Here is a 26,041-nt window from a genome sequence, read left to right on the forward strand (position 1 = left end):
GCTCAATCCAGATGTATTTTTTGCTTTGGTTTTGGTTTTGGTTTTGGTTTTGGTTTTGGTTTTGGTTTTGGTTTTGGTTTTGCAGTTGACCTTAACCGCATGTGACGTTGCCAAGGCAAACGGTCATCAGGCGGATAAAGAGTGCAAACCTGTTTGAGCGCAGCGAGTTTGTTTGTGCTCCCGACTGATGATCGTTTGACTTGGGGACCCGCAAAGCGGGCAACGGCTTCTGCGTCGCCTTCTTTTGCTTACTTTTCTTGGCGAAGCAAGAAAAGTGAGTAGCTGCCGGGCTACCCCCGGCCACTAACAACGAAGAAAGAAAAGAATCAGCGCTCCACTAACGAACGATACCCAGACATAGTCAAAGAAAAAGAATCGCCAGACGACACCAACTGTGCCTCCGCCCCCACCACCATCGTAGCCTTATTCCTCCCATGCCCAACCGGCAATCCAGTCAAAACCGGCACAGGCAAATGCTCCCGCAAATACCCCACCATCTGCTCAAAGTCATACCCATTATCGTAATCAGTCAACCGATAAGCAGAGAAATCCCCAAGCAATATCGCCTGCTGACCATCCAACACGCCAGCATGCAATAACTGCAGCATCATGCGTTCGACACGATATGGATGTTCGTTCACATCCTCAACAAACAAAATGCCGCCCTGCACCTTTGGCAACCAAGGTGAGCCGACCAGATGCGTCAGCATCGCCAGATTGCCGCCCCACAGTGTGCCATTGACCGACAACTTTGGATTATCTTCCGCTTGACCGACAACCGTGTGTGAAGACTGAGTCACGCATTGCCAGAAATGATTGAGCGTGAATTCGCTCAACTCATCCCGCACGAAATCGTCACACAACATCGGGCCGGAAAAACTGGACGCACCCGTTAGCGCCAACAAGCCCATTTGCAAAGCCGTAAAATCGCTATGCCCGACGAACAGTTTTCCGCTCCCAGCCAACATCTCGAAATCCAGATCAGGCAACAGGCGCGTCAAGCCGTAACCACCGCGCAAGGCCAGCACGATATCGACTTCTGGATCTTGTGCAGCAGCATATAGCTGCGCAATGCGCGCATCGTCGTTGGCACCAAAACGTTGAAATTTAGAGGCCGCATCGGTGAAGTTACGCACACGACAACCTTGCGCTTTCAGGGTGGCGATGCCGCGCTCAACTGCATCTGGATTAGACGCATAACCGCTAGGCGAAACAATTGCGACTAGCGGGCCTTCTGCTTTATTCGCAAGCAGCAGTTGCCGCACATCCTGGTTTAATTGAATGCTCATTCTTTATTCAGCGAAGGCGATCGTGGCGACTTTTACTTCGTCTGCTGCATGACAATGCGCAGCGATTTTTGCTGTTATTTCTTCAGCTAATTGATCAGGTAAATCGTGTCCCATGCCGGCGATCTCGACCATCGTCGCATTCGGTATCAAGCTTGCAGTTTCACGACCACCTGCGATCGGTACCAATGGATCTTCAATCCCGTGAATAACCAAAGTCGGCACCGTAATACTTTTCAAAAGATCGACACGATCACCGGACGCGCCTATGGCTAACAATTGTCGTGTCGTCGCTACCGGCTCCAAACTACGTTCGACAGTACGCGCAACTCGCTCCTGCAAAACTTCTGTCGGCGTAGGATAAGCCGGGCTGCCAATCACGCGCATCATATTGACGAAGTGCGCTGTCAACGCGACTTGATTTGTCGGATCAGGTGCAGCAGAGAAAAGTACTTTACGCGCGGCGCGCGTCGGTCCCGGCAAGCCACGCCTACCGCTGGTCGACATGATGGAAGTCAGACTGAGCACGCGTTCTGGATAACGTGCTGCAACGATTTGCGCAATCATGCCGCCCATAGACGCGCCAACGATGTGCGCCTTTGGAATATCGAGCGCATCCATCAAGCCAATCGCGTCGGCGGCCATGTCGTCGAGTTTGTAGCCGGCGGCGAGCTTCATGCGAAGCGCCATTTTCAGTACGGCCAACAACGTATTTGGTTTGCCCAGATGATGCAGCTTGGTCGATAAACCGTTGTCGCGATTATCGAAGCGGATCAGATAAAAACCGCGCTCGACCAAACCGTTGCAAAACGATTCAGGCCAGGAGACAGATTGCATCCCTAAACCAACGATCAATAAAAGTGGTGGATGTGCTGGGTCGCCTTGCGTGTCGTACCAGATGTCGAGATCATTTACTTTAGCGATGGGCAAGCTGAGACTTCCTAAAAATGAGTGAATCTTATGCGCGCTTTGGATCGCGATAAATATACTTTTTAATTCCTTGATGACCGCCTGTATCGAAGCGCCGCCATTGTCCATCCGCTTGCGCGAGTCGATCCGCAATCGCATGCAAAACAATCGGATTAACCACCATGCCGGTGTGACTTCCATGGACCTCGATATTTTCTGCTTGATCGCCCTCCTGCTCGACGCAACATTGCCACGACACAATACCATCGCTGCGACTGAAAATCGAGGTGAATGGAACTGGCGGAGGCTTCTTGATTTCTGCGATCTGTACATCGTCGATTGCAGTTTTTCCGCTAACTGCCTGATACAGACGCCATACATTATTCGCCTTTGGATGGCCGGCAAATGGCGAGCCCAATGTAATCACTTGGCGCACATCATTCGGCAATGCTTTGGCGATTTCGCGTGCAAAAATTCCACCTAGACTCCAGCCAACCAGACTGACTTTTTGTCCGTGCTTTTCACTCAATTCCTTGACGCGCGCAATGCAAGATTCGAGCACACCATCGCGTGGTCCACGGTTCAAGCCTGTTCCCAAGCGTAGGCCGTATAGCCGCTGCCTTGCAGGAATTTACGCAAGAATAAAGTCAGGGCATCGCCGGCCATCAAGCCGGGTAATACCATCACAGGATGACCGTCACCGCGTGGCACATTTTTTAATAATGGAAATGCAAGCAAGGACGCGCCAAACTCCCATGGCGCACGACCTTCCAGCGCCAACAATAACAAGCTGGGCGGTTTCAGTTCCTTATCCTGCGCAGTGCCTTCAGTACCGTGCGGTGCATCCATGAGGATATTCTCCCTGACGAAAAACGATGGCAAAGAAACCATGATTATTCAATTGGAGTGCGTCCAGGCAATGTGGTTCAAAAATGGGAATTCGGAAGGACACGAGTAAGAATCAGAACGGAGGGAAAACGGGCACTAAACGGGGACTAGCGTCACGCACAGTAAGCGCGTGCATAAAGTTCGTCAGATGGTACTAGAGCCATCCGGTTTGGCGGCTTGCGCGGCCTTGCGCCGTTCCGCAAAAAACTCCTTCAGCAAGGCGCCACATTCTTGCGCCATCACGCCGCCTGTCAGTTGCGTGTGGTGATTGAGTTGATTCTGTTCGAACAGATTGACGATGGAACCGCAAGCGCCGGTCTTCGGATCGGAGGCACCATACACAACGCGTGACAAACGTGCGTGAATCATCGCGCCGGAACACATCGCGCAAGGTTCCAGCGTGACGTAGAGTTCGCAGCCTGGCAGACGGTAATTGCCGAGGATGGTAGCCGCAGCGCGCAAGGCCATGATTTCTGCGTGTGCAGTCGGATCGTGCGTGCCGATAGGCTGATTGAAACCGGTGGCAATTACTTGCCCATCCTTGACCACCACAGCGCCGACCGGCACTTCGCCCAGCGCCCAGGCGTTTTGCGCCTGATCCAGCGCTAGCCGCATCCAGACTGCGTCTTGAATACCGTCGTGGCTTTGGTCCGGCATCAAGGCTCAGCCTTCAGCGGTAATTTCAGCCCAGCAATTTGGCGTTTCGTGCAGCACCAATTTGTGCAGACGCAAGCCGGTGCCGTAATGATCCTTGTACGCAGCATTCAAAATATTGAATGCGGTTTGCGCCAGATTTTCTACAGTTGGAATACGGTCGATGATCACCGTTTTGTGACCGGGAATACTCTCGAGGAACTCACGTACCTTCGCGTCTTTTTCATAGACGATAAACGAGTGATCCCAGACATCGACCAAATGGTGTTTCGCCAACGATTTGATATCGGAAAAATCCATGATCATGCCGTTATCGGAACTACCCTCTTCCTCGATCACATTACCGATCAGCGTGATTTCGAGCGTATAGCGATGGCCGTGCAAATTGCGGCACTGGCTCTTGTGGTCGGGAATACGGTGACCGGCATCGAATTCAAGTTTGCGGGTAATTGTCAGCATGATTTTTTGTAAAGCTCTTAGTAAGGCGCTAAATAAGCGTTAAGGTATCTGTAAAAGTTTATGCGTCTGTATACTCAGCTTCCATTTCGGATTGCGTTTGCACACATCGATCGCAAGCTTGGTATTCTGTTCTGCCAACGGGCCATCCATAGGCTGCACGAAGAAGTGTTCAAAATCCAGTTCTTCATACGCCGCCAGCGATTGCGCCAATTGCGGGATCACGACCTTCAACTCGCTGCCTTTGCGCACGACCAGTTGCGAACCCATCTTCGGGCTGACGCAAATCCAATCCACGCCAGCAGGCACAGGCAAAGTGCCGTTGGTTTCAATCGCGATTTCAAAACCAACCGCGTGCATCGCAGTGATGAGTTCTGTATCGAGCTGCAGCAAAGGTTCGCCACCGGTAAACACCACGTATTTGCTGGCCGCGTACGACTCCGGCCACAAAGCGTTGATCGTGTTCGCCAGCTTCTCTGCCGCGGCAAACTTGCCGCCGCCTTCGCCATCAGTCCCGACAAAATCAGTATCGCAAAACTGGCAAACCGCAGTCGCCCTATCGCTCTCGCGCCCAGTCCATAAATTACAGCCGGAGAAACGACAAAACACAGCAGGTCGCCCAGCGTGCGCGCCCTCGCCCTGCAATGTGTAGAAAATCTCTTTTACGCTGTAAGTCAAAATGATGGCCGGATGAAGGTTGATGCAAGGTCGCGGGCAAATAGTAGCTCGCAAATGAATGCGGAATTAGGCTGCTTTGCTTATGTGTCGCGGGCCGTCATTATAGACCAGAGCGGGTTGGAGCTCACGGATCGATAGTACATAGGCGCTATACATGCAGCGCCACTGCAATTAAGATGCCTTCTGAACAATAAATGAGAATAGTCTAGCTCTGCGCTAAAAGAAATTTAATCCTAATTTTCAACGCTCAGAAAGCGTCAACAAAACCATAAACCATCATGATTAATTCAAAAGCATATGAAGATCGAACTGATCTCGAGAAGATTCAATCGCAATGGAATAAGTTAGGTGGCCTTCATTTGAGACAAGAATCATCTGCAGCAATCGTCCGCGCTGCAACAGCAGCTGAATTGGCAGCAAACTTCGCTATTCGCCAAGAATTTTCTCAAAAAAGCGAATTTAAGAGCGAGTTCATTGATAGTGTTCTCATGTGGGCTAACGGTATCTCTGGAAAGATTGATCGCCTTTTGATCCCTTTAACCCTCGACGAGGCACATCAAAAAATAATTCAACGACTCGGAACTTTGGCTAAAGAAATTAATAAAAAACGTAATTCAGTTGCCCATCAAGGGGAATTTTGCAACCAAGCTGAAGCACAACTAATAATAGATAAATCTAAAGAATTCATTGAAACATTGGTAAAAATTTATGAGCCAAAATTTGAGTTAAAGGATAAGGATATTTAAAGAATTAATGCTGCACATTCCGCGTCAACGCCCCTTCAATCAAATCCAGCTCGCGCAACAAACGCTGATGCAAAGTGTCATCCAGTTTGTTGTGCAGCCACATCTGAAATAACTCATCGCGTTCTGCGCGTATCGCGGACAAGCGTAGTTCACGTTCTTTCTCTGCCAGCATTTGTATGCGCGTCGCTTCTTCACCTTCGCTCAAACCGTAATCCAGCCGGCGTCGATAGAGTTCTGTGACGCGCATAGCGGCTTCTGCGTGGCCGTTATTTTCTGCTTTTTCGAGTGCGGCATCGCTAACTGATTGAATGTGACGGATGGCGGCTTCTGCTGCAGCGACGCGTGCATGTCCTTCATCCATACCCAATACCGGTTCGGGTACAAACTTCATGTCTTTACTCAAGAACGGCAAGGCAACGCTTGCACTTACCAGTGACAACAGGATGACGCCTTTCGCCAGAAAAATCAGTAAGTCGCGCGCCGGGAAAGCGGAGCCATCGGGCATCAATAAGGGCAAGGTCAAGATGCCCGCTAGCGTGATCGCGCCGCGCACGCCTGAGCATGCGGTCAACAAAAGCACGCGCATCGACGGTTTGATATCGGTGGGTTGTGCGCGGCGTTTTTTAAACAAAGTAAATCGCAGCGTGCTCCACACCCACACAAATCTGAGGCCGGTAAGCGCAACGCCTATCGCAATTACGTAGAGCGATAACCACCATGCGCTGTTGAGTCCCATATTGTTTGCCACCATAGGCAAACCTTCCACCGTATTGCGTATTTGCGCGCCGAGAATCACGAAGATCACGCCATTGAGCGCCATCTGTATCGTGTCCCACACTGCGCGGCGTTGCATGCGTGTGGTCGCCAATCTGCGGCCGACCATATCAGTGTAGTGCGTGGTGATACCGGCAGCGGCGGCTGCAAGAATGCCGGAAACCTGCAGATGTTCCGCCAACAAATACGCAGCGAACGGCAGCAACAGGCTGATCAAAATTTGACTGCCTGGATCTTCACCGACCGCGACCACAAACCATTTATTTGCAACACCAATCAACCATGCGACGAGCACGCCGACCATCAAGCCACCGCCCGCCGCCCACAAGAATTCCAGTGAGGCATCGAGAAAAGAAAACGTACCAGTAATCACCGCAGCCAATGCAAAGCGAAAACACACCAAACCGGATGCATCGTTGAGCAATGCTTCGCCCTCAAGTATGTGCATCAGGCGTGGAGGAATGGGACTTTGCGAGGCAATGGATGAGACCGCGACCGGATCAGTCGGCGACAGAATGGCAGCCAGCGCAAATGCCGCCGCCAACGGTATCGATGGAATCATCCAGTGGATGAAGTAGCCCATGCCGAGCACGGTAAACAGCACCAGTCCGATCGCCAGCATCGTGATCGGGCGTACATCGCGGAAGAACGCACTTTTGGGAATGCGCCAGCCATCCAGAAACAGCAATGGAGGAATGAAGAAGAGAAAGAAGAATTCAGGATCGAGCGGGACGCTGATGCCAAAACCGTAAGCCAGCCCTGCGCCCACTGCAATTTGTACCAAGGGCAAAGGCACCTTGAACGGTAATAGTCGGGCAAAAAATCCGCTGGCTAATACAGCCAGCAATAAAATCAGAGCGATCGTAACGGTATGCATCTAGGTTTGAATCTCTCTGGGGACTAACAGTGATTTTCTAAAACTGGCTGCCATTGAGCATGCAAGTTTTAGTGCTGGCTCCATTTTATCGAAACCAACACCTATGCGCATACCGCCACGAAACTTGCCTGCTTAAGGATTGGCGAGTTTCTCTTTACGATTTGCTTCATCGTCCATCAGTTCGTACCACATTGCATTCAACACTGCGAAAGCAGCGGCAAGCGGTAGACCAAGTATCCAGGCGAAGTACCACATGATTGTTCCTTGTCTCTAAATGCCGCCATCCTGCAATGGCGGCAATAATATAAGTTCGTCTAAGTTCTGCTGAAGTTCTTTCTAATTAACAGCCCACGTATCAATACGCGTGACCACTTTCATCGCGTATCGCCTGCTCATCTACCTTGCCCCACAACACGTGATACACCCAGGTTGTGTACGCGACGATGATAGGAATGAACACCGCCGTCACTACCAGCATGATGAACAAGGTCAGATGACTTGATGACGAATCCCATACCGTCAAACTAGCCCGCGGATCAATCGACGATGGCAAGATGAATGGGAACATCGATGCACCGACGCTCAAAATAATCCCGCTTACGCTGACAGCACTACTCAAAATCGTGAAAATTTCACGACGCATGCGCAAACCTATCCATGCACCAATCGCACCGAGCAAGCCGAGTACAGGCGCAGCCAAGGTCCAAGGTTGCGCCGCGTAGTTGACGAACCATGCACCGACGTGACCATCGACAGTTTTCAGCAAAGGATTGGATGGGCCGATAGGATTGATCACGCTGGTGATGCGATAACCATCGATATAAGCCCACAGCAATACGCCTGCAAATGCGTACAGAACGAATGTCGCTAAAGCGGCGAGGCTGCCATATGTTCGTACACGATCGGCAATCGCGCCTTCGGTTTTCAGTTGCAACCACGCAGCGCCGTGCATGATCAACATCGCAACCGATACCAGACCGCACAACACAGCGAATGGATTCAGCAAACCGAAGAAGCTGCCGTCATAAAAAATATGCATGTCTGACGACAGACGGAACGGCACACCTTGCAGCACATTGCCCAATGCAACGCCAAAGATCAGCGTCGGTACGAAGCCGCAAAAGAACAACACCCAATCCCAGCGCGCGCGCCATTCTGGTTCTTCGCGCTTGCTGCGGAATTTGAATGCGACTGGACGCAAAATCAAGCCAACCAAAATCGCAAACATCGCGAGATAGAAGCCGGAGAATGCAACCGCATAAAGTTGCGGCCACGCTGCAAAAATTGCGCCGCCGCCGAGTATCAGCCAGACTTGATTGCCTTCCCATACCGGGCCAACGCTGTTGATCACCACGCGTCGTTCAATATCGGTTTTAGCAACAAAGGGCAAAAGAATTCCCGTGCCTAAATCGAAGCCGTCGGTGATCGCAAAAGCCAGCAAGAGGACGCCGATCAAACTCCACCAGATCAGACGCAGGATGTCGTAGTCGATAAGTGTGTGCAGAATCATAGTGGCTCCGGTTTGGCTGCTGGAATGGAAGCGGCTGTAGCTTTGCCGTAAGCCCCTATTTCCGGTGAGTTTTCTATGGTTGGCCCTTTAGCTATGACTTTGAAAATCAACTTCATCTCGATGATGAACAACACGGTGTAAATCGCGACGAAGCCAGCCAGCGTAATCAGCAAGGTTTTGATACCCAGATCCGATACCGCAACTGCCGTCGGCAACACGCCTTCAATCACCCAGGGTTGACGACCAAATTCTGCCACCAGCCAGCCTGCTTCAATTGCAATCCACGGTAATGGAATCGCGAACACTGCCAGCTTTAGCAACCATCGATGTTTATCAAGCTGCCGCTTCGCAGAGAGCACAAAGAACACGCCTGTCAGCAAAATCATGAACATGCCGATCGCCACCATGATGCGGAACAACCAGAATAGCGGCGCCACTTGCGGCACGGTATCTAGAGCCGCTTTGCTTATTTGTTCAGGCGTTGCTAGCCGCGGATCGTCTACGTAGCGTTTGAGCAAAAGCGCATAGCCAAGATCGTTACCGGTTTCTTCAAATGCGTAGCGCATCGCTGGTGTGATCTGGCTGCTACTGCCCGCTTCACGGATTTTTTGCAGCGCATCGTAAGCCTTGATGCCGTTGTGAATGCGTAATTCAGCACGTTGCACTAGTTCGTTAATGCCGGGGATCACCGTATCCAGAGAACGTGTGCCGATCAATCCCATCAATGCCGGAATATGAATCGCGTAATGTGTCTCGCGCGCTTCCTGACTTGGAAAACCAACCAGCGTAAAGGCGGCGGGAGCATCTTGTGTTTCCCACATGCCTTCAATGGCAGCCAGCTTCATCTTTTGATGTTCGGTCGACAGATAACCGCTTTCATCACCGAGCACGACGACCGACAAAGATGCGGCCAGACCGAAAGATGCGGCGACTGTCATTGAGCGTTTTGCCAATTCAAGATGACGGCCTTTCAGCAAATACCAGGCTGAAATACCCAGCACGAAAATCGCGGCGGTCACATAACCCGCAGATACCGTATGCACAAACTTAGCTTGCGCTACCGGGTTGCTCAATACAGCGGCGAAGTCGGTCACTTCCATCCGCATGGTTTCTGGATTAAAGGCAGAGCCGACAGGATTTTGCATCCAGCCGTTGGCGATCAGAATCCACAACGCAGAGAAATTGGAACCGATCGCGACAGCCCAGGTTGCGGTCAGATGGCCAACCTTGGATAGCTTGTCCCAACCGAAGAAGAACAGCCCGACGAAAGTCGCTTCCATGAAGAAAGCCATCAAGCCCTCGATCGCCAGCGGCGCGCCGAAGATGTCACCGACGTAATGGCTGTAGTAGCTCCAGTTCATGCCGAACTGAAATTCCATCACGATGCCGGTCGCGACACCCATCGCAAAGTTGATCCCGAATAGCGTGCCCCAGAACTTGGTCATGTCGCGCCAGATGACGCGGCCGGTCATGACATAGACCGTCTCCATGATTGCCAGCAGGATGGAAAGCCCCAGCGTGAGTGGGACAAACAGAAAGTGATACAGCGCCGTGGTGGCAAACTGTAACCGTGATAACGAAACAATATCGAGTTCCATGGTGCTCCCTTATAAGACTTAAATTCTTTGCCGCGCAGTGGTCGGGGTCGAAATTAATCCGGTCGCAGCGTGTTCAGCACAAGTTCGAAACTTGTATCGCCACGCATCACGTCCATCACAATACGCCCATGTTCCATGCAAACCAAGCGGTCCGCCAACGCCGCCTCGCGCCGCACATGTGTTGCCAGCAGAAGGCTGCGACCAGCCGCCAGCTTGTCCAGCCTTTGCAAAACGTCGCGCGCGGTCTGCGGGTCCAGCCCTTCGGTCGGTTCGTCCAGCAACCACAGCGGCACATCGCGCAATAACAAGCGTGCCAAAGCCAGACGACGTAGTTGCCCGCCGGACAATCCCAAGCCGCCCTCGCCCAGGCGCGTATCCAACCCATTCGGCATTTTTGCGACGTTATCGGCCAAACCTGCGGTCTGTAATACTTCCCAGAGGCTAGCGTCGTCTGCCGAGGCATTTGCCAAACGCAGGTTGTCGCGCAGACTGTCCTGGAATAACTCAGTTCTTTGCGTCAGCAAGCTATGCCCGGCTACTTGCACCTTTCCCGACTGCACTGCCAATTCACCGGCGATCACCGCCATCAAGGTCGATTTGCCAGCGCCACTCGCGCCTATAAGCGCCACGCGCTCGTTTTTAGCGATGGTTAGAGAGATATCGTGCAGAACCGATGCACCAGTCGCATCCTGACCTGCAGGATGCGCGCGTACATCGCGCAAAGTAAGGATCAGATTCTGAGATAAAAACGGTACAGAAGGCGGAGTCGCTGTTGGACTAACAGCAGCTTGTAAACGCGGATTCAAGCGACGCGCAGCCAACACAGTGCGCCCGAGCTCCAATGCGCCACGGCGTAAAGCGGAGAAAGGTTCGGTCGCGGTCAGTACCAGCAGCAAAGCCAGTGCTGCTAAGGGCGTACCTATCGCGCCGTTTTCCATCAATACGGCAACCGCAATCAATGTCGCGACCAGCGTCAACATACCGACCACGCTGTAGGCAGCGCCAGCTTGTACTTCCAATTTATTCAAGGCATCGTCGGCACGGGCGAGATATTCATCGGCTGCAAGCAGCGAGGCTTTTTGCGCATCCAGCCGACCTGCCATCAGCAATTCAGTTTGCCCAGCGACTAAATCGATACTGCGTGCGCGTAGCGCTTCTATGCCATAGCTACAGCGACGTGCTGTGTGACTAGCGTTACGTGCAACCACATATGCAATTCCAAGACCAGTAACTATCAACCAAACGGTAATCGCCAAACCTAAATACACATCGATAAAACTCAATGCAATACCGGTTGCAAGCGCAGCCACCAACGCTGACCCGACTGGTACCAAAATCCGCAAATACAGTGAGTCCAGCGCATCGATATCGCCAGTCAGGCGGAACAACAATTGCGCAGGTCGTGCCAATAGGCGACGTGCTGCCTCCGGTTGCGCCCAGCCTATAAATAAACGCTCACGCAAAGCGGCCAACACCGCCAGTGTCGCGTCATGTGTGACCAATCTTTCGCCGTAGCGCGCAGCCGTGCGTCCCAGCGCCAATAATCGAATCCCGGCAGAAGGCATGAAGACGTCGAACATGAATGCAATCGATACATTCAAGCCGGCAATCGCCGTCGCGGTGATGAACCAACCTGACAATCCAAGCAAAGCCATGCCGGATAGCACTGTTACACCCGCCAGCAAAGCGCCTATCAATAATTTGTTTTTGTGGCTGGCAATAAACAGAGCCAGAATCGGATGCAGATCGCGCCAGAGATTCATGCTTCCACCTCGGCGTCTGCGTTCAGTACAATCACGCGCTGCATGCGTGCTGCCAGCACTGGATCGTGAGTCGCGACGATCATGGTTTTGCCTTGCGCCAATCGCAGCAAGGCGTCCGTCACTTGTTTGGCGGTACTGTTATCGAGATGTGCAGTCGGCTCATCGACGAGCAGCAGATCTGCATGCTGCGCCACCATCGCTCGCGCCAAAGCCAAGCGCACTGCTTCGCCGCCAGACAAGCCACCACCGCCCTCACCCAGCGCCACACCGAGCTGTGCTTGTGGCACCGCATCCAGCGAAGAAAACTGCAACGCTGCTGTCACGTCTTGCGCATCAATGCCTGCACGATCAAGCGCAACGTTGGCACGCACCGAGCCAGCAAATATATGCGGCTTCTGGCCTATCCACGTCATGCGGCTGCGCAGAGTTGCCACCGTGTTTGACGAAAGTTTTATGTCATCGATTTTGATCTCGCCGCCCTGCGCCGACACCAAGCCTGCGATCAAGGACAACAAGGTCGATTTGCCACCGCCACTAGGCGCAACAATCGCAATGTGTTCGCCTGCAGCGACGTGCAATGTGTAATCTTCAAACAAAGGCGTAACAGCACCGGAGTGATAAAAAAGCAGATCGCTGATCGATACTGAAGGTGCGCTTGTTGCATTGAATGAGGACATACTTTTTGCGCCGATTGCATCCGGCAACAAAAGACGCGTATACGACAAACGATCCAATGCATCCAATGCCGCTTCACCTGCTGCTCGGTCATGCCACGCAGCAGACAGATCGCGCAGCGGTTCAAAGAATGCAGGCGCAAGCAACAAGATGAATAAACCTTGCCCAAGACTCAGACGACTACCCCAGGCACCAAATTCAATTTGTCCCAGCAAATGAAAACCAACATACACCGCGATCATCGCCACGCCCAATGCAGCGAACAGTTCAAGCACAGCCGACGATAAAAAAGCGATCCGCAATACCGCCATCGTGCGTTCACGTAGTGCTTGTGCCGCATCACGCAGACGCAACGCGGTCATGTCAATCGCGCCCAAAGTGCGCAGAGTTGCCAGTCCGCGCAATCTATCCAGCAGAAAAGCATTCATGTCGCCCATCTCTGTCATCTGCGCTTCGCTCGCGGCGCGCGCGCGCCAGCCAACCAATGCCATGAACATTGGAATCAGCGGCGCAGCGATCAATAAAACCAGCGCAGCAATCCACGACAAGGGGAACACGGCAACAAGAATGAGGATGGGAATAACGGTGGAACGCAAACGCGCAGGACGATAACGCGTCAGATACGGGATCACTGCTTCTGCCTGCTCGGCGATGACACTAGCGGCTAGCCCCGATGCAGGCCTATCTATATCCAAAGGTGAACGTGCGGCCAGCGCAGTCGCGACCTGTGCACGCAATTCAGACAAACGTGTGCGCGCAGATTTAAATACTCGACGTGCACCTGATGCGTCACATGCTGCGCGTATCACGCCAAGTAATAATAAAAGCACCGCAGGAATTTTTACCGCATCCAAACCACCAACATCTGCCAAGCCTTGTACTGCGTAAGCTAGCAAGCCGGCTTGCGGCAACCACAGCAAGGATGCAAATGTTTGCAGAACAGTTCCCATATCAAGTCCTTGATCGGACCATAAGCGATGAGAAGAGTTTGAGCCGGGTTGCATATTGGTTTTCATTATGGTGTGTCGCCTCTTTTAATTCTTGCGCTAGATCAAATTTATACAAACTGACTCTGTTGCGCGATGATCTGACAATCCGCACAGAACCGAATTTTTACCGCTTTGATCGTCATATTGAAGTCCTGATCGCACTGCTAAGCTGGGCTGCTGATAGTTACATCCTGAGTGACTTATTTTGACTCACTCATATTGCGTATCCAGACGGAGAAAAAAGCATGGACAAGATTTCGAATGATCGCGGCGTAAATTCACAATACAACTTCATTTCTGCCCAGTCGAATAAATCGCCGAATATGGCATTTGGCGATTTGCTTGCCACTGCAGTCAACAAACCAATCGTGGCGTCGACGCTTACAGCGGTTTCAACCGTGGCGAACCCGAACTTTAAAGACACCTTGAGCGCTGCCTTGCAAGCCTACGGTATCAATGTTCCACCTGCTCTGCGCATTACATCCGACAAGGATGGCTTTGCACTCAGCGGCGACAATCGCAACGTCAAGTTTCAAACCATGCTGAATGAAAATCCGGCCTTGCGCGACGGCATGGCCAACATGATCAACAGCGCGGCATCTGCTCGTAAAGAAGCATTAAAAGGCGCAATGGCAGATTTCGCAGGCAGCAATCCGAGTGCATCCGTCAGCGACTTCCTCGATCAATTCGAGCTGGCGCAAAAGGACAAAGAAATCAGTATCAAATTCAACGGCGCAGATATGCATGTTGAAGAAAAAAGCGACAAAGGCTGGATACCCGTCAAAGACAAAGCTAATTTCACGATGGAATTGCTGGATGCCTATGCGAAGTACATGGTCAAGCATGCAGTTACGAGCGAATCCGACAAGGACGATCCTTACGCAGATCTCGAGCTGAAAAAGAATATGGCAAAAGCAGCTACAGAAGTTTGATACAGATATTAAATCGATCTGGCTTGGCACAATATCAACCCAGATATAGTCTCAGCACATGGTGTTTTCAGTGGATGTAATCAACACGCAATATAATCAACTTTAATATTGCAAAGCGCTAAGGAAACCATCCATGAATCTGCACGAAAAACTTAATTACGTCGAATATCCATCCAAAAACATCGCGGCAACCAAGCAATTCTTTGAAGCTGCTTTTGGCTGGAGCTTTGTCGATTACGGCCCGGATTACGCAGCGTTCTCAAATCAAGGTTTGGATGGCGGTTTCTACAAATCGGAATTGACATCGTATTCTGATAAAGGCGCAGCCCTGTTGGTTTTTTACAGCCAAGAGCTGGAATCTACCGAGCAAAAAGTCAGGGATGCTGGTGGCATCATCAGTAAAGAGATTTTTTCATTCCCAGGAGGTCGCCGCTTTCATTTTCTTGAACCTAGCGGAAATGAATTTGCGGTGTGGTCTGAAGCCGCAGCATGAACAAAGTGCAATCGTTTTCCCGGAGAAATAATGCTTAACCCCGAACTCTGCACTGAAGAAGAAGTTTCACAGCTGGTGCATGCCTTCTATGCAAAGGTAAGAAAAGACGAAGTGCTCGGCCCTATCTTCAACAGCCAGGTACATGACTGGGATCATCACTTGGTGACCCTGGTCAATTTTTGGTCATCCATCTTGCGTGGCACCGGTAGTTACACCGGCACGCCTATGCAAAAGCATGCGGCAATGGCACATCTGGATGAAACGCTTTTCAAACGCTGGCTTGTATTGTTCGACGAAACCGCAAAGGAGCAGGCAAATCACGCGATGGGAAATCGCGCCACCGCTTCAGCACAAAGGATTGCGCAAAGTCTTTGGTACGGTTACCAGATGGCGCGTAGCCCGAACAGTATTCCAGTTGATTTACCCGAGTAGCCAGCCAGCTTGCAATCGAATGATTGAACGATATTTCTTAAGGTAAGTGATACCTTGAAGCGGCACCCAGAGGCCAACGCTCCAATATCTCGTAACGACTTTTCCCGACGAAGCTCTTGATCAACACAAATTCGTGAGCAGCCCATTTAACTGGGGCGGCTAGCGCCTGTTCGTCGAGCGCATATTCGTCATAGGAGAGTGTGATGTGCGGGGTAAATTTTGCTTTTTCTGCTTTGATTCCACGCCTGCGCAGCTGGTCGCCAAGTTCATAGCGAAACAACTGAAGTGCAGTCATAGCGGAGGTGCTAGTCAGCACCAATGGTCGCTCTGCTTTTGCAGATTGAAAGCTGAGCACCTTGTCGAAACTGACATCGAAGGGAGGTAATTTTATGGCAGCAGCGGCAGCGTGTGCACCATCTAGCTGAGCTTCTGTAATCTCGGCAAAATTCCCAACAAAATGCAAAGTAACATGCAATCTGTCAGTGCTTATAAAACGTGCAGACAGAGGATGCTGCACGCGTAAAGCGGCAGCAACTTCATTAAGTTGCGCTATAGCGTTGACGTCAGGCTGTAAAGCAAAAAACAGACTTTCCGTCACTCGCCATTACTCCCATTCGATGGTCGCTGGTGGTTTGCCCGAGATATCGTAGACAACACGATTAATGCCGCGCACTTCATTAATAATGCGATTGGAAACATTACCCAACAATTCGTGTGGTAAATGTGCCCAGTGCGCCGTCATGAAATCTTGCGTCTGCACTGCACGCAAGGCCACCACATATTCATAGGTGCGCCCATCGCCCATGACACCGACCGATTTGACTGGCAGGAATACGGCAAAAGCCTGGCTGGTGGCGTCGTACCAGTTGCGATGCGGAATACCGTTGTCCGTTGCTTCCGATGCGCCTGGTGCTAAGACGAATGGAGTCTTGCGCAGTTCTTCGATAAAAATCGCATCCGCACGACGTAACAAATCAGCAAATTCTTTTTTCACTTCACCAAGAATACGCACACCAAGGCCTGGGCCTGGGAATGGATGGCGATACACCATGTCGTGTGGCAAGCCGAGTGCTACGCCCAGCTTGCGCACTTCATCCTTGAACAATTCGCGCAACGGTTCAAGCAATTTCAGATTCAATGTTTCCGGCAAGCCGCCAACATTGTGATGACTCTTGATCGTGTGACCTTTTTTACCCTTGCCTGCACTCTCAATGACGTCAGGATAAATCGTGCCTTGCGCCAGCCATTTTGCGTTCTTGCGCTTGCCTGCTTCGACCTGGAAAACTTCAACGAACTCGCGTCCGATGATTTTGCGCTTGGCTTCGGGATCGCTCACGCCGGCCAGATGACCCATGAACTGATCCACGGCATCGATACGGATCACGTTCACGCCCAGATTGTCGGCGAACATGTCCATCACCATCTTGCCTTCGTCCAGACGCAAAAGACCGTGATCCACGAAAACGCAGGTCAGTTGATCTCCAATCGCGCGATGGATCAAGGCTGCGGCAACGCTGCTATCGACGCCACCGGACAAGCCGAGAATGACTTCATCCGTACCAACTTGTTGACGAATTTTTTCAACTGCTTCAGCGATGTAATCGGGCATGTTCCAGTCCGATTTGCAGCCGCAAATATCATGCACGAAACGCGCGATGATAGCCTTGCCTTGCACTGTGTGAGTAACTTCTGGATGGAACTGGAATGCGTACATGCGACGCGCTTCATCTGCCATGCCGGCGATTGGGCAGTTCGGTGTTGATGCCATCAGCTTGAAGCCAGGTGGCATTTCATTGACCTTGTCGCCATGACTCATCCAGACCTTCAACATGCCATGACCTTCAGCTGTGGTGAAGTCGCTGATGTCTTTCAATAAAGCAGTGTGACCATGGGCGCGGACTTCTGCGTAACCGAATTCACGCACTGTGCCGTTTTCTACCTTGCCGCCCAGTTGCTCCGCCATGGCTTGCATACCGTAGCAAATACCCATCACCGGCACACCTAATTCGAATACCGATTGCGGTACACGTGGTGTATCGTCGCCTTCGATTACCGAGTTAGGGCCACCCGAGAGAATTACGCCAGCCGCGCCGTAATTGCGTACGAACTCATCGCTGACATCATAGGGAAAGACTTCCGAAAAAACGCCAGAGTCGCGCACGCGACGTGCGATCAACTGAGTAACTTGGGAACCGAAATCGAGGATGAGAATTTTCGAATGCATGAGAGTGAGCTTAGCGTTTCAGGTGGAACAATTATTGAGAAGAGGTGCTGCTGTGTGCTTCGACGTCGTACGCAGAAAAATGCAACTCCCGCTCCAGCAAAGCCACCAGATCAGTCATCCAGTGTGCATCGCCAGCAGTAAAAGCACGTGAGCGCTCATGGATCAACGCCACTCTGCCAACGATATTGCCGGTGCGATTACGTAAAGGATGCAAGGCATAAAAAAGTACTTCGAAGTTGTCGATCTTGCCCATTGCCGGGCTGAATGGCGACGACTTCTCTGGCATCACATGCAAGGCTTCGTTTAAAGGCAGTTGCGCGCAATACTGATGTGCTTGTGTAGCAAGTCGTGATTCTTTTCCATGCAAATACACGACACAGGCAGTTACCCCAAACAGACTTTTACCCAAGCGCTCGATACGGGCAACAGCATCAGAAAAACTTTCATGCTGTTCGCCCGTGTTCGTCACATCAGCGCTAGAAGCATCCATCATTACAGCGCAACCTTAGTCAGCGCGGTAGTTAGGTGCTTCTTTGGTGATCTGCACATCATGCACATGCGATTCGCGCATACCGGCCGATGTGATTTCCACAAATTCAGCCTGTTCGCGGAAGTCGTCTATGGTTGCGCAACCGCAGTAACCCATCGATGAACGTACGCCGCCAACCAGTTGGTACAGGATAGCGATGACGCTGCCTTTGTAAGGCACGCGACCTTCGATACCTTCTGGTACGAACTTGTCGACATTATTTGCAGCGTCCTGGAAGTAACGATCAGCCGAACCATCAGCCATCGCACCCAAGCTACCCATGCCGCGATACGATTTGTAGCTACGACCCTGGAACAAAATCACTTCGCCTGGCGCCTCTTCAGTACCGGCAAACATGCTGCCCATCATGACTGTCGATGCGCCTGCTGCCAGTGCTTTCGAGATATCGCCAGAGAAGCGAATGCCGCCGTCAGCGATACATGGAATGCCTGTGCCTTTGAGCGCTTCAGCAACGTTTGAAATCGCGGTAATTTGCGGCACGCCTACGCCGGCGACGATACGCGTGGTGCAGATCGAACCTGGGCCTATACCAACCTTGACGCCATCCGCGCCATGATCTGCCAAGGCCTTGGCTGCTGCAGCCGTGGCGATATTGCCGCCAATGACGTCAACACCTTTGTAGTTATCCTTGATCCAGCGAACGCGATCCAGCACACCTTTGGAATGGCCGTGCGCGGTATCAACGACTAATACATCGACGCCGGCTTTCACCAGCAAATCGATACGTTCGTCATTGTCTGCGCCAACACCGACCGCTGCGCCTACGCGCAATTTGCCGAATCCGTCTTTCGACGCGATTGGATGTTCAGTCGCTTTTTGAATATCTTTAGCAGTAATCAGGCCGCGCAACTCAAAGGCTTCGTTGACGACCAACACGCGTTCCAGACGGTGCTTGTTCATCAGGCGCTTGGCCTCGACCAGATCAGCACCTTCAGGCACGAAGACAAGTTTGTCTTTCGGTGTCATCTTGGCGCTGACAGGAGCATCGAGTTCGTTTTCAAAACGTAGATCGCGGTTGGTGATGATGCCGACCACAATTTTGCCTTCGACTACCGGGAAGCCGCTGATACCGTGCTGTGCCGATAAGGCAATGACGTCGCGAATCTTGGTAGTTGGTGCAATCGTGATCGGATCGCGGACCACGCCGGATTCAAAACGCTTGACCTTGGCGACTTCGCGCGCCTGTTCGACGGCGGTCAGATTCTTGTGGATGATGCCGATACCGCCCTCTTGTGCCATTGCAATTGCAAGGCGCGCTTCGGTAACGGTATCCATTGCTGCGGACAGCAAAGGGATATTCAACGTAATGTTGCGCGACAGGCGCGTAACAAGAGAAGTATCTTTTGGGAGAATGTCAGAATAAGCCGGGACCAGCAGCACGTCATCGAATGTGAGTGCTTTTTGTAATAGACGCATAGTATTTTCCTAGTGGCGCAAAAGCGAATTATACAGAAATCCGTTTCATACGTCCTGCCCTTGCTACAAGTTGACGCTAAAATTTCCTTTTGCATTGACAGACAAGGGGAAGCATGGCGAAATCGCACTAGTATTCACCCCGCCCTTTTCTTGAGGATTTGTCATGCATGCACCCGCTTTGAAACGCTTTACTGTTGCCATCCTGTTAGCCAGTTGTGCCGGCGCCGCTTTGGCGCAATACGTATGGCTCAACGAGAAAGGCGTGAAACAGTATTCGGATACAGCGCCTCCGGCATCGGTGCCAAACAGCCAAATCCTGAAATCGCCTAGGGGGTCGACACCGGCTAACGCTCCGGCCAAATCCGCGGATGAACCTGCGAGCGAAAGTGAAGCGACAAAGAAAGGGCCGCAGACGACCGCAGAAAAAAACGCCGACTACAATAAACGCAAGTCTGAAAAAGCCGAAAAAGACAAGGAAACGGAGCAGAAAACTAAATTCGCAGCCGACAAGAAAAAAAATTGCGAGCAAGCCAGCAATTACAAACGCACGCTGGATTCAGGAGAACGCATCAGCCGCCTGGATCCTTCCGGCGAGCGTTCGTATATGAGCGATGAAGAGCGTGCGCAGGAGACGCGCAACACCAATCGCATCATGGATGAATGCAAATAAGAAATAAAAAAGCCGTTGAATTCAACGGCTTTTTTATTTACGACTTCTTTTTAGAATCCTTGCTTTCCGCCCGCTTGCGGCGTGAATCTTTGGGATCTGCGATCAAGGGTCTGTAAATTTCAACCCGATCATGTTCGCGCAAAATCGTATCCAACGTTTTCACCTTGCCGTAAATGCCGACCCGCCAGACGGTGAGATCAATTTCCAAAGCTTGCTGAATGATTCCACTGCTCAAAATTGCTTGCTGGATGCTTGTGCCAGGCGCAACCATCTGTGTCAGCAAAAACTGCTTGTCCGGCCGCGCGTAACAAATCTGAATCGAAATCGAAGCAGGAGTTGCCGACGAAGCGGATGCATCAGCCATACACTTCATCCGCACGTTTGCTGAATGAATCAACAAAACTGGTCGCGATCATATTGAATACCGGTCCGATTATCGATTCGATCAGTCGATTCGAGAATTCATACTGCAGGTCGAATTCAATCTTGCAGGCATCTTCGCGCAAGGGCTTGAATACCCATGTACCATGCAGCTCCTTGAATGGACCTTCAAGCAAACGCATCGTCATTGACACCGGCCGTACCGTGGTGTTCTCAGTCGTGAAGCTTTGCTTGATACCGTGATAGTTGATCATGATGCTGGCGACCAGCCGACCTTCTTCGCGCTGCTTGACGTCAACGCCGCCGCACCATGGCAAAAATTGAGGATAATCCTCGACCCGATCGACCAGCGCGAACATCTGTTCGGCGCTGTAACCCAGTAAAACTGTTTTGTGCACTACTGCCATCGAATAAGAACCGTTTGATAGAATCGCAGAGTTGCCATTTTAACCGACCATTAGCCGAAACTCATGAGCATTGTTGATAACAGAAAAGCATTTCACGATTATTTTATCGAGGAACGCTTTGAGGCCGGCATCGTATTACAAGGTTGGGAAGTCAAAGCCATCCGTGCCGGACGCTCACAATTAAAAGAAGCATACGTGATTGTACGCAATGACGAAATCTTCTTGTTCGGCGCGCACATCAGCCCCTTGTCATCCGCCTCCACTCACGTGACGCCAGATCCGGTGCGCACGCGCAAGCTATTGCTGAAATCAGAAGAAATCAAAAAACTGGTTGTAAAGGTTGAACGTGCCGGCTATACGCTGGTGCCGCTGAACCTGCATTTTCAAAAAGGCTATATCAAATGCGAAATCGGGCTGGCTAAAGGTAAAAAGCAGCACGACAAACGCGATAGCGAAAAAGAGCGCGATACGCAGCGCGAAATTCAGTCGGTAATGAAACAAAACCGACGATAAAAAACGGCGCCCTTGAGCGCCGTTTTTCATTTTCAAGAATCGATGTCTGAAACATCCAGCGATTCCATCACATTACAACTTGGTTTGCGTCCCCTGCGATTTCACCACTTGCATGGCAGTCGCAATCAAACCACCGATATCTCCCAGATTGGCAGGGATGATGATGGAATTATTTGTCTTCGCCAGTTTTCCAAAAGCTTCAACATATTGCTCAGCCACTTTCAAATTCACCGCATCAGAACCACCAGGTTCTTGAATTGCTGCGGCCGTCTTGCGAATCGCTTCAGCACTCGCTACAGCGATCGACAAAATTGCCGAAGCTTCACCTTGCGCACGATTAATAGCGGCCTGCTTCTCGCCTTCTGAACGCGCAATCGATGCTTCACGCTCACCAGTCGCGATATTGATTTGCTCTTGCTTGCGACCTTCGGACGCTGCGATCAACGCGCGCTTTTCACGCTCTGCGGTAATTTGCGATTGCATCGCATGCAGAATTTCGCGCGGCGGTGTCAGATCCTTGATCTCATAACGCAATACTTTGACGCCCCAGTTGGAAGCCGATTCATCAACAGCATTGACGATGCTGTGATTGATCAGATCACGTTCTTCAAAGGTTTTATCCAATTCCATGCGACCAATGACCGAACGCAAAGTCGTTTGTGCCAATTGTGAAATTGCAGAAATATAATTCGATGATCCATACGATGCACGCATAGGGTCAGTCACCTGAAAGTACAAAATGCCGTCGACTTCCAGCTGTGTATTGTCTTTAGTGATACAGACCTGCATAGGCACATCTAATGGAATTTCCTTCAGCGAATGTTTGTAGGCGATGCGATCTATGAATGGCAATACGATCTTCAAGCCAGGGCCCAAGGTCGCATGATATTTACCCAGACGCTCAACGACCCATGCGTGCTGTTGCGGAACGACATTGACGGTCTTGATGACAAAGACAATGACGACGAACAATAGAAAAATGATGGTAGTACTGGTAGTACCGAACATATGAACTCCTTTTTTAATACACTTCTGAATGCGCTTACGAACAAGCTTATAAACACGCGTATGAACACGCCGATGTGTCGAACAGGATCTTACACAATGGTGGCAGCGCCTTAATCGCCTACCGTGTCGTTATTGATGAGCATCAAGCGATTGCCCTGCACTTCCTGAATGCGAAACACGCCAGGCACGGCAGTGCCGCCGCTCGCAAGTTCCACATCCCACTGTGCACCGCGATACATCACGCGAGCATGACTGGCGGCACCGGGAACATTACGCCATTCACTTACTTCAATGGTTTGGCCGATATCGAGATTGATGCCCGAATCGCGCGCCGAGTTGATATTTGATGGGCGACCAAAGCGGCTACGACGTAACGCAAAAGTAGCGACAGCTGCCACAACTGCGGCGACTATGCATTGCCAGCTTCCGCTACCGCCGGCGAGTGCGACGGCACCGCCCGCTGCTGCGCCTGTGCCTATCATCAGCAAATAAAAAGTGCCGCTTGCCATTTCCAATATGATCAGCACACATGCCACCGCAAACCAAATCATCCAGTCGGTCATCTGTATTCCTTTCAACGCATAAAAACAAAAACCCTCGGAGTCCGTTGGGCAGCGAGGGTTGAGAACCACGATGAAACTTGTTCAGTGTCAGCCGGTCGGGTGCATACAGTCTAGTCTAAAAAACTGAACTGAAAAATAAAATCGAATGACCCGACCGTTTTCACTTTATTTTTTATAGACGTTTGGCTAGGTTCTGCCATGTTTCGATCACCGAATCCGGATTAAGTGAAAGCGAAGTAATACCTTCTTTCATCAACCACTCGGCGAAGTCCGGATGATCCGATGGGCCCTGACCACAGATGCCGACATACTTGCCCTGCTTGCGACATGCCGCAATCGCGCGCGAGAACAATGCCAGTACAGCAGGATCGCGTTCGTCGAAATCGGCAGCCAGAATTTCCATACCGGAATCGCGATCAAGACCCAGCGTCAACTGCGTCAAATCGTTGGAACCGATAGAGAAACCATCGAAGTAATTCAAGAACTCTTCAGCCAGAATTGCATTCGATGGCACTTCGCACATCATGATGATGCGTAAGCCGTTTTCGCCACGCTTGAGGCCATTCTTCGCCAGCAAGTCGATGACTTTTTCAGCTTGGCCCAAGGTTCGTACGAACGGCACCATGATCTCGACGTTGGTCAATCCCATTTCGTCACGCACGCGTTTCATCGCCTTGCATTCCATCTCGAATGATTCAGCGAAGTCCGGCGCAAGGTAACGCGCTACACCGCGAAAACCGAGCATAGGATTTTCTTCGTCCGGCTCGTAACGCGAACCACCGATCAATTTTTTGTACTCGTTCGATTTGAAATCCGACAGACGCACAATCACTGGTTTAGGCCAGAATGCAGCGCCGATGGTGGCAATACCTTCCGCCAGCTTGTCGATATAAAAAGCGCGCGGCGAAGCATGACCGCGTGCAACCGATTCCACTGCTTTTTTCAAATCAGGATCGATGTGCGGATATTCCAAAATTGCTTTTGGATGCACGCCGATATTGTTGTTGATGATGAATTCCAGACGTGCCAAACCAACACCTGCATTTGGAATCGATTGGAAGTCAAACGCGAGTTGAGGATTACCAACGTTGAGCGTGATCTTCAACGGCAGTTCAGGCAAATCGCCACGTGCGATTTCTGTCACTTCTGATTCGAGCAAGCCGTCATAGACTTTGCCTTCGTCACCCTCGGCGCACGATACAGTGACCAGCGCGCCATCCTTCAATAACTCAGTCGCGTCACCACAACCAACCACAGCCGGCACACCCAACTCACGCGCGATAATCGCTGCGTGACAAGTACGACCGCCACGATTCGTAATGATCGCGGATGCGCGTTTCATGACCGGTTCCCAGTTCGGGTCCGTCATATCAGCGACCAATACGTCACCTGGTTGCACACGCTCCATATCTGCTGCATCGAGAATCACACGCACAGGACCGGCGCCGATCTTTTGACCAATAGCGCGACCGACAGTCAATACTGTGCCGCTACCTTTCATCTTGAAGCGTTGCTGCACATCGGTCGGCTTTTGCTGCGACTTGACGGTTTCTGGACGCGCTTGCAGGATGTACAACTGACCATCCAAACCGTCCTTGCCCCATTCGATGTCCATCGGACGGCCGTAGTGCTTTTCAATGATGACCGCGTACTTGGCGAGTTGCACGATTTCTTCATCGGTCAACGAGTAGCGATTGCGCATGCCGATAGGTACATCAACGGTTTGCACTGAACGTCCAGCTTTCGCTTCAGCAGTGAATTCCATCTTGATCAGTTTGGAACCGATGTTGCGACGAATGATAGGCAACTTGCCTTGTTCCAGCATCGGCTTGTGTACGTAGAATTCATCAGGATTGACTGCACCCTGCACCACTGTTTCACCCAGACCGTAACTCGATGTAATGAATACCACATCCGTGAAACCGGATTCGGTATCCAGAGTGAACATCACACCAGCCGAACCCAGATCAGAACGGACCATGCGCTGCACGCCAGCCGACAAGGCAACTTCGGCATGAGTGAAGCCTTTGTGTACGCGATACGAGATAGCGCGATCGTTGTAGAGCGAAGCGAAAACGTGCTTGATTGCTTCCAGCACATTGTCGATGCCAACTACATTGAGGAAGGTTTCCTGCTGACCGGCAAAAGACGCATCCGGCAAATCTTCAGCAGTTGCGGAAGAACGCACGGCAAACGACATTTCCTTGGATGAATCAGCGGAAAGATTTTGATAGTACTGTTGAATTTCACTCAGAAGTCGCGGTTGGAAAGGTGTCTCCACTATCCAGTTACGAATCTCAGCGCCGGCTTTGGCGAGCGAACGCACATCGTCGATATCCAGATCAGCGAGTCGATCTGCAATACGTTGCGCCAGACTGAGTCCGCCGTTTTCGCTATACGCCAAAAAATCTCTGAACGCTTGCGCCGTAGTGGCAAAACCACCCGGCACGCGGACGCCAGCTTCTGCAAGCTGACTGATCATTTCGCCCAGCGAAGAGTTTTTGCCCCCCACTGAATCTACATCAGACATCCGTAGATGTTCGAAGGAAATGACATAGCTTCCCTCTACTGCCTGGTCAGACTTGCTCCCAGTGTTTATAACATTCGACATAACAACCTCTGCTTTGATGACAAGAAATCTTCATGCGT

Annotated in this window: 28 protein-coding genes; 6 read left to right on the forward strand and 22 right to left on the reverse strand. The window is 51.3% G+C overall.

The window, feature by feature from the left end:
- Positions 1-326: 326 nt before the first annotated feature.
- The 7 genes from ldcA to queE form a co-directional block, all read right to left on the reverse strand.
- On the reverse strand, positions 327-1,289 hold the full coding sequence (gene ldcA / locus Q7T66_RS02680) for a muramoyltetrapeptide carboxypeptidase (RefSeq protein WP_304931742.1): 963 nt from the start codon (positions 1,287-1,289) through the stop codon (positions 327-329).
- Positions 1,290-1,292: 3 nt separating this feature from the next.
- Complete coding sequence (locus tag Q7T66_RS02685; RefSeq protein WP_304931743.1) at positions 1,293-2,216, reverse strand: alpha/beta fold hydrolase; 924 nt, start codon at positions 2,214-2,216, stop codon at positions 1,293-1,295.
- A gap of 28 nt (positions 2,217-2,244) precedes the next feature.
- Entirely contained in the window at positions 2,245-2,781 is a 537-nt protein-coding gene (locus tag Q7T66_RS02690; protein WP_370691598.1) for an esterase/lipase family protein, read from the reverse strand.
- On the reverse strand, positions 2,778-3,044 hold the full coding sequence (locus tag Q7T66_RS18025; protein ID WP_370691599.1) for a hypothetical protein: 267 nt from the start codon (positions 3,042-3,044) through the stop codon (positions 2,778-2,780). The genes Q7T66_RS02690 and Q7T66_RS18025 overlap by 4 nt, the downstream gene beginning before the upstream one ends.
- Before the next feature lie 183 nt (positions 3,045-3,227).
- Positions 3,228-3,740 carry a tRNA adenosine(34) deaminase TadA gene (tadA, locus tag Q7T66_RS02695; RefSeq protein ID WP_304931744.1) on the reverse strand — a complete coding sequence of 171 codons (513 nt, stop codon included), beginning with the start codon at positions 3,738-3,740 and terminating at the stop codon, positions 3,228-3,230.
- Between the two features lie 6 nt (positions 3,741-3,746).
- Positions 3,747-4,196, reverse strand: coding sequence for a 6-carboxytetrahydropterin synthase QueD (gene queD / locus Q7T66_RS02700; protein ID WP_304931745.1), 450 nt, complete (start codon positions 4,194-4,196; stop codon positions 3,747-3,749).
- Positions 4,197-4,235: 39 nt separating this feature from the next.
- The gene (gene queE / locus Q7T66_RS02705; RefSeq protein WP_304931746.1) at positions 4,236-4,871 is read right to left on the reverse strand and encodes a 7-carboxy-7-deazaguanine synthase; all 636 of its coding nucleotides are present in this window, start codon (positions 4,869-4,871) and stop codon (positions 4,236-4,238) included.
- A gap of 278 nt (positions 4,872-5,149) precedes the next feature.
- On the opposite strand from queE, the gene Q7T66_RS02710 reads away from it, so the two are divergent.
- Complete coding sequence (locus Q7T66_RS02710) at positions 5,150-5,617, forward strand: hypothetical protein (protein WP_304931747.1); 468 nt, start codon at positions 5,150-5,152, stop codon at positions 5,615-5,617.
- A 4-nt stretch (positions 5,618-5,621) separates the two neighbouring features.
- Here Q7T66_RS02710 and Q7T66_RS02715 read toward each other — a convergent pair whose 3' ends face one another.
- The 6 genes from Q7T66_RS02715 to cydD all read right to left on the reverse strand — a co-directional run bounded on the left by Q7T66_RS02715 (position 5,622) and on the right by cydD (position 13,764).
- Positions 5,622-7,268, reverse strand: a complete 1,647-nt coding sequence (locus Q7T66_RS02715; protein ID WP_304931748.1) for a Na+/H+ antiporter — start codon at positions 7,266-7,268, stop codon at positions 5,622-5,624.
- A 132-nt stretch (positions 7,269-7,400) separates the two neighbouring features.
- Positions 7,401-7,523, reverse strand: coding sequence for a cytochrome bd-I oxidase subunit CydX (cydX, locus tag Q7T66_RS02720; protein ID WP_304931750.1), 123 nt, complete (start codon positions 7,521-7,523; stop codon positions 7,401-7,403).
- Positions 7,524-7,623: 100 nt separating this feature from the next.
- Positions 7,624-8,778: a cytochrome d ubiquinol oxidase subunit II gene (cydB, locus tag Q7T66_RS02725; protein ID WP_304931752.1), complete on the reverse strand. Its 1,155-nt coding sequence runs from the start codon at positions 8,776-8,778 to the stop codon at positions 7,624-7,626.
- Complete coding sequence (locus Q7T66_RS02730; RefSeq protein WP_304931753.1) at positions 8,775-10,376, reverse strand: cytochrome ubiquinol oxidase subunit I; 1,602 nt, start codon at positions 10,374-10,376, stop codon at positions 8,775-8,777. Before Q7T66_RS02730 ends, cydB begins: the two co-directional genes overlap by 4 nt.
- A gap of 53 nt (positions 10,377-10,429) precedes the next feature.
- Positions 10,430-12,139: a thiol reductant ABC exporter subunit CydC gene (gene cydC, locus Q7T66_RS02735; protein WP_304931754.1), complete on the reverse strand. Its 1,710-nt coding sequence runs from the start codon at positions 12,137-12,139 to the stop codon at positions 10,430-10,432.
- Positions 12,136-13,764, reverse strand: coding sequence for a thiol reductant ABC exporter subunit CydD (gene cydD, locus Q7T66_RS02740; protein WP_304931755.1), 1,629 nt, complete (start codon positions 13,762-13,764; stop codon positions 12,136-12,138). The genes cydC and cydD overlap by 4 nt, the downstream gene beginning before the upstream one ends.
- A gap of 284 nt (positions 13,765-14,048) precedes the next feature.
- On the opposite strand from cydD, the gene Q7T66_RS02745 reads away from it, so the two are divergent.
- From Q7T66_RS02745 to Q7T66_RS02755, 3 genes are all read left to right on the forward strand, one after another.
- Complete coding sequence (locus Q7T66_RS02745) at positions 14,049-14,735, forward strand: hypothetical protein (RefSeq protein WP_304931756.1); 687 nt, start codon at positions 14,049-14,051, stop codon at positions 14,733-14,735.
- Between the two features lie 133 nt (positions 14,736-14,868).
- Positions 14,869-15,228 (forward strand): VOC family protein, encoded by a 360-nt coding sequence (locus Q7T66_RS02750; RefSeq protein WP_304931757.1) that lies wholly within the window; start codon positions 14,869-14,871, stop codon positions 15,226-15,228.
- A 30-nt stretch (positions 15,229-15,258) separates the two neighbouring features.
- Positions 15,259-15,660: a group III truncated hemoglobin gene (locus Q7T66_RS02755; protein WP_304931758.1), complete on the forward strand. Its 402-nt coding sequence runs from the start codon at positions 15,259-15,261 to the stop codon at positions 15,658-15,660.
- Between the two features lie 37 nt (positions 15,661-15,697).
- Here Q7T66_RS02755 and thpR read toward each other — a convergent pair whose 3' ends face one another.
- Genes thpR through guaB form a run of 4 tightly spaced genes read right to left on the reverse strand, consistent with a single transcriptional unit; the run spans position 15,698 to position 19,850 of the window.
- Entirely contained in the window at positions 15,698-16,258 is a 561-nt protein-coding gene (gene thpR / locus Q7T66_RS02760) for an RNA 2',3'-cyclic phosphodiesterase (protein WP_304931759.1), read from the reverse strand.
- A 6-nt stretch (positions 16,259-16,264) separates the two neighbouring features.
- Complete coding sequence (guaA, locus tag Q7T66_RS02765) at positions 16,265-17,884, reverse strand: glutamine-hydrolyzing GMP synthase (RefSeq protein WP_304931761.1); 1,620 nt, start codon at positions 17,882-17,884, stop codon at positions 16,265-16,267.
- 31 nt (positions 17,885-17,915) lie between these two features.
- Positions 17,916-18,377 (reverse strand): hypothetical protein, encoded by a 462-nt coding sequence (locus Q7T66_RS02770; protein WP_304931762.1) that lies wholly within the window; start codon positions 18,375-18,377, stop codon positions 17,916-17,918.
- Between the two features lie 12 nt (positions 18,378-18,389).
- Entirely contained in the window at positions 18,390-19,850 is a 1,461-nt protein-coding gene (gene guaB / locus Q7T66_RS02775) for an IMP dehydrogenase (protein ID WP_304931763.1), read from the reverse strand.
- A 163-nt stretch (positions 19,851-20,013) separates the two neighbouring features.
- Between guaB and Q7T66_RS02780 the strand changes: the two genes are divergently transcribed.
- Positions 20,014-20,520: a DUF4124 domain-containing protein gene (locus tag Q7T66_RS02780; protein ID WP_304931764.1), complete on the forward strand. Its 507-nt coding sequence runs from the start codon at positions 20,014-20,016 to the stop codon at positions 20,518-20,520.
- A gap of 37 nt (positions 20,521-20,557) precedes the next feature.
- Here Q7T66_RS02780 and Q7T66_RS02785 read toward each other — a convergent pair whose 3' ends face one another.
- Positions 20,558-20,893 carry an RnfH family protein gene (locus Q7T66_RS02785; RefSeq protein WP_370691600.1) on the reverse strand — a complete coding sequence of 112 codons (336 nt, stop codon included), beginning with the start codon at positions 20,891-20,893 and terminating at the stop codon, positions 20,558-20,560.
- The gene (locus Q7T66_RS02790) at positions 20,877-21,308 is read right to left on the reverse strand and encodes a type II toxin-antitoxin system RatA family toxin (RefSeq protein WP_304931767.1); all 432 of its coding nucleotides are present in this window, start codon (positions 21,306-21,308) and stop codon (positions 20,877-20,879) included. Before Q7T66_RS02790 ends, Q7T66_RS02785 begins: the two co-directional genes overlap by 17 nt.
- A 63-nt stretch (positions 21,309-21,371) precedes the next feature.
- On the opposite strand from Q7T66_RS02790, the gene smpB reads away from it, so the two are divergent.
- On the forward strand, positions 21,372-21,821 hold the full coding sequence (smpB, locus tag Q7T66_RS02795; RefSeq protein WP_304931768.1) for an SsrA-binding protein SmpB: 450 nt from the start codon (positions 21,372-21,374) through the stop codon (positions 21,819-21,821).
- Positions 21,822-21,893: 72 nt separating this feature from the next.
- Here smpB and Q7T66_RS02800 read toward each other — a convergent pair whose 3' ends face one another.
- The 3 genes from Q7T66_RS02800 to ppsA all read right to left on the reverse strand — a co-directional run bounded on the left by Q7T66_RS02800 (position 21,894) and on the right by ppsA (position 26,003).
- Positions 21,894-22,829, reverse strand: coding sequence for an SPFH domain-containing protein (locus Q7T66_RS02800; RefSeq protein ID WP_304931769.1), 936 nt, complete (start codon positions 22,827-22,829; stop codon positions 21,894-21,896).
- A gap of 110 nt (positions 22,830-22,939) precedes the next feature.
- Positions 22,940-23,392, reverse strand: coding sequence for an NfeD family protein (locus tag Q7T66_RS02805; RefSeq protein WP_304931770.1), 453 nt, complete (start codon positions 23,390-23,392; stop codon positions 22,940-22,942).
- A 172-nt stretch (positions 23,393-23,564) separates the two neighbouring features.
- On the reverse strand, positions 23,565-26,003 hold the full coding sequence (gene ppsA, locus Q7T66_RS02810) for a phosphoenolpyruvate synthase (protein ID WP_304931772.1): 2,439 nt from the start codon (positions 26,001-26,003) through the stop codon (positions 23,565-23,567).
- Positions 26,004-26,041 lie beyond the last annotated feature (38 nt).

It is taken from the genome of Herminiimonas sp. (genome assembly GCF_030655415.1).